General features: G+C 70.1%; 9 protein-coding genes. 2 read left to right on the forward strand and 7 right to left on the reverse strand.

What is annotated here, in order from left to right:
* Positions 1–80: 80 nt before the first annotated feature.
* A complete protein-coding gene (locus tag AOK01_RS06510) occupies positions 81–449 on the forward strand; it encodes a RedY protein (protein WP_055509375.1) in 369 nt (122 codons plus the stop codon).
* Positions 450–496: 47 nt separating this feature from the next.
* Here AOK01_RS06510 and AOK01_RS46085 read toward each other — a convergent pair whose 3' ends face one another.
* From AOK01_RS46085 to AOK01_RS06545, 7 genes are all read right to left on the reverse strand, one after another.
* The gene (locus tag AOK01_RS46085) at positions 497–1,264 is read right to left on the reverse strand and encodes a response regulator transcription factor (RefSeq protein ID WP_281181313.1); all 768 of its coding nucleotides are present in this window, start codon (positions 1,262–1,264) and stop codon (positions 497–499) included.
* A 317-nt stretch (positions 1,265–1,581) separates the two neighbouring features.
* On the reverse strand, positions 1,582–2,862 hold the full coding sequence (locus AOK01_RS06520; protein ID WP_055509379.1) for a nitroreductase family protein: 1,281 nt from the start codon (positions 2,860–2,862) through the stop codon (positions 1,582–1,584).
* Between the two features lie 14 nt (positions 2,863–2,876).
* On the reverse strand, positions 2,877–3,659 hold the full coding sequence (locus tag AOK01_RS06525; RefSeq protein ID WP_055509381.1) for a 4'-phosphopantetheinyl transferase family protein: 783 nt from the start codon (positions 3,657–3,659) through the stop codon (positions 2,877–2,879).
* A 13-nt stretch (positions 3,660–3,672) separates the two neighbouring features.
* Positions 3,673–4,563 (reverse strand): DUF6206 family protein, encoded by an 891-nt coding sequence (locus tag AOK01_RS06530; RefSeq protein WP_055509384.1) that lies wholly within the window; start codon positions 4,561–4,563, stop codon positions 3,673–3,675.
* Positions 4,564–4,573: 10 nt separating this feature from the next.
* The gene (locus tag AOK01_RS06535) at positions 4,574–5,020 is read right to left on the reverse strand and encodes a DUF6041 domain-containing protein (protein WP_055509386.1); all 447 of its coding nucleotides are present in this window, start codon (positions 5,018–5,020) and stop codon (positions 4,574–4,576) included.
* A 64-nt stretch (positions 5,021–5,084) separates the two neighbouring features.
* Complete coding sequence (locus AOK01_RS06540; protein ID WP_055509388.1) at positions 5,085–6,332, reverse strand: beta-ketoacyl-[acyl-carrier-protein] synthase family protein; 1,248 nt, start codon at positions 6,330–6,332, stop codon at positions 5,085–5,087.
* Positions 6,329–6,577 (reverse strand): acyl carrier protein, encoded by a 249-nt coding sequence (locus tag AOK01_RS06545; RefSeq protein WP_055509390.1) that lies wholly within the window; start codon positions 6,575–6,577, stop codon positions 6,329–6,331. The genes AOK01_RS06540 and AOK01_RS06545 overlap by 4 nt, the downstream gene beginning before the upstream one ends.
* 568 nt (positions 6,578–7,145) lie before the next feature.
* Between AOK01_RS06545 and AOK01_RS06550 the strand changes: the two genes are divergently transcribed.
* A complete protein-coding gene (locus AOK01_RS06550) occupies positions 7,146–8,147 on the forward strand; it encodes a beta-ketoacyl-ACP synthase III (protein WP_055509392.1) in 1,002 nt (333 codons plus the stop codon).
* Positions 8,148–8,217 lie beyond the last annotated feature (70 nt).

An 8,217-nucleotide genomic window follows, 5' to 3' on the forward strand; every position in this document is an offset into this window, starting at 1 on the left:
CATCAACTGCCGGTCGGCACGATCGCCCCGGTCGCCCCGGTCGCCACAGTCACCTTGCTCGATCCGGAACGGAGTACTCCATGACGATCATCGTTCACCGTATCCGTCTGCTCGACGGTGTGGCACCGAGCCGCTTCGAGAGGTGGGTCCGGGACGTCGACTACGCCACGTGTCCCGACCTGCCGAGTGTCATGGCCTTCAGTGTCCAGCGGATCGTCGAGCCGGCGGCCGGCGGGCACGGCGATGCCGAGACCGGCGCTGTCGCCGACGCCGACACCGTCAACGAGAGCTGCTCCTACGTCGAAATCATCGAGGTATCGAGCATGGAGGACTTCGAGCACGACATGAAGAGCCCGCCATTTCGAAAGCTGGTATCCGACTTCGACCTGATGGCCGAGGTCGTCGCCGAGACGGTGGGTGACCGGATCGGCGACGGCTACCGCGCGTGAATTCCGTGCATAGGGCCACAGTTGAAAAGTGTATTGTTTTGGGCCTGCTAGTACCGATCCGGGTCCCTTGAATTCTGTTCAATCGCCGCCATGAGACCGGTCTCGTAAGCGACGGCCACCGCCTGGGCGCGACTTCCCACGCCCAGTTTTCTGAGTAAATGGTGCACGTGCGACCGAACGGTCGCCGTGGAAACCGAAAGTTTCTGCGCTATGTCCGCGTTGGACTTTCCCTGGGTGAGGAGGGCGATCACCTCGGTCTCCCGGGGAGTCAGCGAGGGGACGACACTCGCGGCGAGCGCGGAAGCGTGTCGGTGCGGCAGGTGGTCGAGGCTCCGGCGGGCCGCTTCGGGGATGACCATCGCACTGCCCGCGCTGACCGTCCGCAGGATGTGGATCAGCTCGTCGGCGGAGGTGTCGGGGGCGAGGACGGCCCGGACCCCGAGGCGCAGGACCTCGATCGAGCGGCAGGCGTTGTCGGCCTTCGCGATATGGACGACCTTGGTCAATGCCGCGAGAGCGGCCAGCTCACGCTTGTCCTCGATGGTCAGCGCGGGGGCCACCACGATGGTGACGTCAGGTGTCGAGTCGGCGGCGGCGGCTTCGGAATCCGTCCCTGTCGTGTATCCGATGACAGCGATGTCGGGCTGCTGGTCGAGGAGGGCCTGCATGCCGGCTCCCACGATCGATCCCTCGCAGCAGAGCAGCACCCGGATGCCACGCCCGGCACCACCGCCCGGTGCGGCGTGGTGCGAGGGAGAAGCCGACCAGTCGTCCCGCAGGGCTCGGTGCCCCGGCCTCCGCCTGTGGACGCTCATCGCTCGGTGATCAGGTAGGTCGTCCGAGTGAACCAATGAGTGGCGCTGAGGTCCGTTCGCCGAGAGCAGTGCAAGGTTCGTTCCTCCCCCGAGATAGACGCGACCCTGCGTGTTCCAGGAGACCCTCGCTGCTTATCGGTCTCGCAACATCGAGGCCGCATGGCATATGCAGGGTAACACAACTGACGTGCCCTCACTGGCTTTTGGGACCCTGAAGACTTTTACCCCGGAGTAACCCTCGGCTTAAGCGTCCGGAATTGGTCGCACCGGACCGACAGCGTTGGGGAGGATTTCACAGACGACTTATTGACGTGGGGTCAGATCGGCCGTACGGCAGAGGAAGCAATCCGGCGCCGCGATGGCGGAAATTCCGTGAGAGAACGCCCCAATCGGCTCACGAAGAAAGTACGGCCCGGCAGTCCGAGCCGGTCCTGCAGTTCCGTTCGTACGTCGTCGTGCTGCAGGACGACGCTGACGGGGTGCAGCGCAAGCCCCGCGTCCGTGGCACGCATCCAGTATTCGGCCAGGTGCGCTCCACCGCGGACGGTGGCTTCCAGGCCGGGAACCGAGTCGGCGAAACTCATGGCGACGACGACGGGCGTCGGCCGTACGACGCGAGCGAGTTGGCGGGCGAGCACGCGGTGGTAACCCGCGTACCGGAGCACTCGCATCGTGGTCGGAGCCAGCGCGGTGCGCAGGGCGAGCCGACGGGGCCCCGACATCGGCCCGAACAGCTGGCTGAGGGCGAAGCCGTCGCCCTGTGCCGCGGCCTCGGCCTCGTTCCGCCGCAGGAACGAGTGCGTTTCGCGCCACGCCTGCCGATGGCTGAAGTCCCGTCCGCCGTGGCGGGCCACGACGTCGGCGAAGACCGCGCGCTCGCTGTCGGCGACGAGATGCCGGACGGTGACCTCCGCGCCCTCGGCGACGCCTGCCGACGGCGCGCGGAGGCCGGCCAGCACGGCTGGTTCGACTGCTTCGGTGCGGTAGGGCGCGCGGTTGGTCACCCGGGCCCGGGCGGTACGCCGGAGTTCGGCGAGAGCGCCGGAGGGTGGGCCCGTGCGGCGCAGGCGGACGGCGCACAGGGGTGACCACGACGCCGGCCAGGTGTCGCCGAGCCGGCGATGGAAGTCGCTGCGCCCACGCTCCTGCTCGCCCGGGCGCGGTTCGACGAAACCGATGCCGTCCGTCGACCATCCCAGGAGAGCCAGGGAACGCAGCAGGATCTGGAGGTACGCGCCGCAGCTGAGCTGCATCTCGACGGCGTGCGCGGGCAGGGAGGTGAGCTCACGCTCCCGGTCGAGGGCCAGGACCACGTACTCGGACCGGCTGGAGCCGTCGCAGCCGTCAGAGCCGTCAGAGCCGTCAGAGCCGTCAGAGATGCTCTCAGCCGAAGTGCCGCCGCCGCGGGCCTCGTCGACGCGCCGTGCCGCCGCCTGCCGTACACCACTGCTGACAGGCCAGGCGACGCCCCAGGGCTGGCAGTTGTGCGACGACGGGCTGAGTGCCGCGATGTCGGCTGCCTCACGCAGGGCGGCCTCGAAGGGCGACCGGCGTTCCGCGGAAGGTGTCCGATGCGTCGAGGTGGGTGAGCTGGTCATGGTGTCCGGTCTCCCTACTGCCATACGAGCGCCAGGGCGTACCCGTCGACTTCCCGGGCCCAGCTGTCGAAACGGATGCCGTCGGCCGCGGGTGCGAGACGGCGGAGCTGCGGCCCCGCCCGCCATACGAACCGGCCGTCGGGCCACCACTGAGTGAGCCGCACCTCCCGGCTGTCGACGCGCAGGCCGAATCCGAAGTGTTTGAGGACCGCCTCCTTGCAGGCCCATCGCAGGGGCAGCGGCATGGCGCCCACTCCCCCGAGCCGGGGGTCCGCCGCGACCTCCGGGGGAAGCGTGAGCAGCTCCGCGAGCGGCGGTGCCACCTGGCGGACGCGCTCCACGTCGATCCCTACGGCGCGCGGCCCGCACACGGCCACGGCGAAGTCGACCGAGTGGGACAGGCCGACCTCCACACGGGCGTCGACGAAGGGCTTCCCTGCGCGGAGCCCGTCCGGGACGACACCGACCGTGATGTCGCGGGGGCGCGTCGACGTGCCGGCATGCCGCTGTTGGTAGGCGCACACGCTGTGCTTGATGGCCAGGCGCCCCGCCAGCCATTCCAACCGCCGCTTGCGCAGGCGTAGTCGGGCCGCCTGGGGGATCTCGGCGGCACTGAGATGCCGGGCTTCGATCGTCGCGCGGTCCGCCTCGTCGCGCCCGCGCAGCCAGGCGATCGACACCACGGCGATCGTCAGGGGGCCGCGGGCGTGGCTGACGTACAGGGGACGGTTGGGATCGAGCGCCATGCTGTCGTCGAGGCTGCGTGCCGCTGCGCGGTCCGGCAAGGTGACCGTCATGGACGGCCTGCCTTCAGCGGTCCACGCGCGGGGGCAGCAGGAACGGGTAGGTGCGGCGCCTGATCCTGTGGTGCCAGAACCGGTCGGCCTGGCGCAGGCGCTGGATGAGTTCCCACATCCGGGCGTCGTCACGGTAGTACGCGGCCACTTCCTCCGCGGTGATCGGCCGGGGCAGGCGGGCGTTGGCCTGTTCCAGGAACGCCGGGACGAGGGCGTGCAGCCGTTCCTTGTGGAGATTGCCGAGGAAGTCGAGAAGGACACCACGGGTGTCGTAGAACTTGTCGAAGATCGACTTGCTCATCGAGACACGGACGGCGTCCCGCAGGAACCAGGGCAGCGAGCTGAAGAAGAGCCGCACGTCCAGCTGTTCGCGGTTGCGGGTGTCCCGCATGAGCGGGGTCGTGACGTCGAGGTACACCAGCTCGCCGCCGACGTCCATCCAGTTGGTGGCCTGTGCGTCCAGACCGAGGGTGGGCTCCACGACACGGCCGACCTGGTCGAGGAACCGGGAGAAGAAGTCCTTGACCCAGATGTCGTCCTCGGTGTGCAGGAGCCTGGAGCACAGCCGGTGCGACGGCAGCTCGCGCTGCACGCAGTAGGCCGTGATCTGCCCCGACGGCAGCCGGGTGTGCCACAGTTCGGTGTCGGCGACGTCGAGGCCTTTGTCCCCGAGCCTCCTCAGATACTCCCGCAGGCCCTTCGCGTAGCGCTCGAAGCGTCCGAGGTCGGGGAACACCGGCAGGCGCTTGCACGCGAACGACCCGTCCCCCGTCGACAGCTTCAGCACCAGGCTGACCTCGCCGTATCCGAGCACGTCGAGGGCGCGGTCGTCCATGGTCCTGAGTGCGGCCTGAACCTGGTCGTCGAGCTGGGCGAGTGCGGCGTGCGGAACGGTGAAGGACATGGCATGGCCCTTAGCTCTGGTTGTCCGTCCCGGCACGCGCGGGGGCGGTGGCGGACGGGGGCGGCGTGCGTCGTCGGTGCCGCACGAGGAGGTAGCCGGCCGCGGCGAAGAACGCGGCGTCGAGCACGAGGATCTGCGGCACGCTGCTGACCAGGATGACGACCAGACAGACCAGCATGAGCAGTTGGCCGTAGAGCGCGGCGACGACCAGGCTCCGGTCGAGGACGAGGACGACACCGCTGACGGCCATCGCCGCCGCGACGAACACGGTGACCCCGGTGGGGTGTTCGGCGAGCCATTCGGTGAAGGCACCGAGGACGGCGACGCCGTCGTTGCCGTCCGCGGCCCCGTCGAGGCGTTCCTCGACCGACTCGATCTCGGGGAAGAACTTGCCGATGCCGGCGATGACGTAGAGAACGCCCACTGTGCGCTGAAGGATCAGGTCTCGTTTGGTCACCTGACGGAGTCTTCCGGTGTCGTGGCCGCGTGGCCGGGGCTTTTTCGGACGGGATCCAGCCGGTTCACGCGGCCGTGATGACCAGGACCGCGTTCTGGCCGCCGAAGCCGAACGAGTTGCTCACCGCGACCTCCACCTTCCGCTCGCGGGGTGATCCGGCGACGATGTCCAACTCGATCTCGGGGTCCTGCCGTTCGAGGTTGGCGGTCGGGGGGATCGTGCCGTTCTCGACGGTCAGCACGGTCAGCGCGGCTTCGATCGCGCCGGCGGCTCCCAGCGTGTGGCCGGTCACTCCCTTGGTGGAGGTGACCGCGGCGCCCTCGCCGAGGAGCTTGCGCAGCGCTCTGCCCTCCGCGGCGTCGTTGAGCGGTGTGGACGTGCCGTGCGCGTTGACGTGGTCGACCTCCTCGGGCACGACTCCCGCTCCCGCCAGGGCGGTACGCAGCGCTTGCAGCACCCCGGCGCCCTCCGGGTCCGGGGCCGTCATGTGGTAGGCATCGGCGGAGGCCCCGTATCCTGCGACCTTCGCCCGGACCCTCGCCCGGCGGGCCCGTGCGTCCGCCTCGCGTTCCAGGACGAGCATGCCGCTGCCCTCGCCGATGACGAACCCGTCCCGGTCCGCGTCGAACGGACGGGACGCGGCGGCCGGTTCGTCGAGTCGCCGGGAGAGCGCGCCCATCTGGGCGAAGCCGGTCACCATCAGCGGACTGACCCCGGCCTCGGCGCCCCCGGCGACGACCACGTCGCAGCTTCCGTCGCGCAGCAGGTGCAGGGCCGTGCCGATCGCCGTGGCGCCGGAGGCGCAGGCCGTCGCCGTGACGAGGTTCGGACCCCTGGCCCGCAGATCCATCGCCAGGTGTCCGGCGGCCATGTTGGGCACGAGCATCGGGATCAGCAGGGCGGAGACCGCTTCGGGGCCCTTTTCGAGCATGCGCCTGTGCTGGGTCTCCCAGGTCGCCACACCACCGAGGCCACATCCGACGACGACCCCGACGCGCACGCCGTCCCAGGTACGGGGATCAAGGCCCGCGTCGGCGACCGCCTCACGTGCCGCGGTGATGCAGAGCTGACTGAAGCGGTCGTGCGCGAGGGAGCTGCGCCTGCCCACGTGCTCCCGGGCACAGAAGCCGGGCACGGTGCAGGAGATGTCCACGGGCAGTCCGGCCAGCAGCGGGTTCCTGGCGGCCGGGGACCGGCCCGCGCACACACCCTGCCAGGTGTCGTCGGCGCCGATGCCGACGGAGGTGACCAGACCGACACCCGTCACCGCGATGGGCGGCGAGGGGGCCGTGCGGGCGGTGGGCGTGGTCATGCCGACGCCTGGGCGGACGCGAGGCGTTCGATCAGGTCGGCGACCTGCGTGATCGTGTCTCCGGGGGACGCGGCGTCGTCGTGGACGTGGACGCCGAAGTCGGAGTGGATGACGAGGAGGAGTTCGACGAGGAACAGGGAGTCCATGTCGAGGTCCTCGAACGTGGTGTCGGGGCCGATCTCCGCACGGTCCACCTCGAATCGGTCGACCAGAAGATCGACCAGCCTGCCGTACATCACGCTCATGCGATGCGCCCTACCCTTCCGGCGGCCCGGCCCCGGGCTCGGCGGACGAGCCCACGGCCGGCGGTGTGCACGTGTCCGGCTCTTCGCTGTTCGTCGTCGAGTGTGGGGGTACGGACTGACCGCCCGCTGACCGATGGCTGACGTCGCGCTGACGCAGCCGGCGCGGCACGCTGACGCGGTCGGCGCCGAACTCCGTGACGTACAGGGGCTGTTCGCGGCGTCAGCCATCCGTCAGCGCCTCGTCAGTCATCGGTCAGCACCTCGGACCAGACTCGGCCAGTGCCGCGGCAGGCAACGTTTGCCCGTCGAGGAGCGGCGTCCGGTGCGTGCTCTCGGTGTGCCGGCCGGAAGCCCTCGTACTGGACGTACTCGGGATTTCGGCCGGTGCGGCGAGAGGGCGTGCCGGGCGTCGCGACGGGGCGAACGTTGCCTGTCGCGGCACTAGGACATCACCGCCGGCCGTCCGGGAGACGAGGAGCATGTACGTGGTTGCACGTCGTCGCGACCGACCGACATCTCGGGCCCAAGGCCAGGTCCCAGGCCGGAGCCAAGGCCAGGACGGTGTCCGATGAGCCGGGCCGCCGTGCTCTCGGGGGTCGGCAGCTGCCTGCCGTTCAGGGCCGTCCCGAACGACGAACTCGCCGCAGACCTCGGCAGTTCGGAGGAATGGATCCGCTCACGCACAGGTATCGGGCAGCGGTACTTCGCGGACCGGGGAACGGCGACCTCCGACCTGGCTGCCGGGGCCGGCGAGAAGGCCCTGAAGTGCGCGGGCGTCTCCACCGTGGACGTCGTGCTCGTCGCCACGACCACACCGGACCGCCCCTGTCCGGCGACCGCGCCGGTGGTGGCCGCCCGGCTCGGGATGCGGGGAACGGCCGCCTACGACGTGTCCGCCGTCTGCACCGGGTTCGTGTACGGACTGGCGACCGCGGCGGGGCTCATCTCCGCCCGGGTCGCCGACCGGGTGCTGCTCATCGGCGCGGAGACGTTCTCCACCCTGCTCAACCCCCGGGACCGGTCCACCGCCGTGATCTTCGGCGACGGCGCCGGAGCCGTCGTACTGCGCTCGGGCGACCCGGCGGAGCCCGGCGCGCTCGGCCCGTTCGACCTCGGGAGCGACGGAGAGGGTGAGGACCTGATCACGGTGCCCGCGGGCGGATCGCGCCAGCGTCTGTCGGGGACCGAGCCGGCGCCGGACGACCGGTACTTCGCCATGTCGGGCAAGGAGGTCTTCCGGCACGCGGTACAGCGGATGACCGGGTCGGCCCGCGCGGTCCTCGTGCGAGCGGGCTGGCAGGCGCAGCAGGTCGACCATCTGGTGAGCCATCAGGCGAACCTCCGGATCACCAACCACGTCGCCGACGACCTCGGGATCGCCAGGGGCCGCTGCGTCAGCAACATCGCCGAGGTCGGCAACACCGCGGCGGCCTCCATCCCGCTCGCGCTCGACCACGCGCATGCCGACGGCACGTTGCGGCCGGGCGGGCGGACGCTGCTCACCGCGTTCGGCGGCGGGCTCACATGGGGGTCGGCCGTACTGACGTGGCCGGACCTGGACCAGGTCTGAGTACGAGGGAAGGAGCACCTGTGACGAGCGTGATGTACGGCAGGCTGGCCGATCTTCTGGTCGACCGATT

This window comes from Streptomyces aurantiacus, from assembly GCF_001418335.1.
GTDB lineage: Bacteria > Actinomycetota > Actinomycetes > Streptomycetales > Streptomycetaceae > Streptomyces > Streptomyces aurantiacus.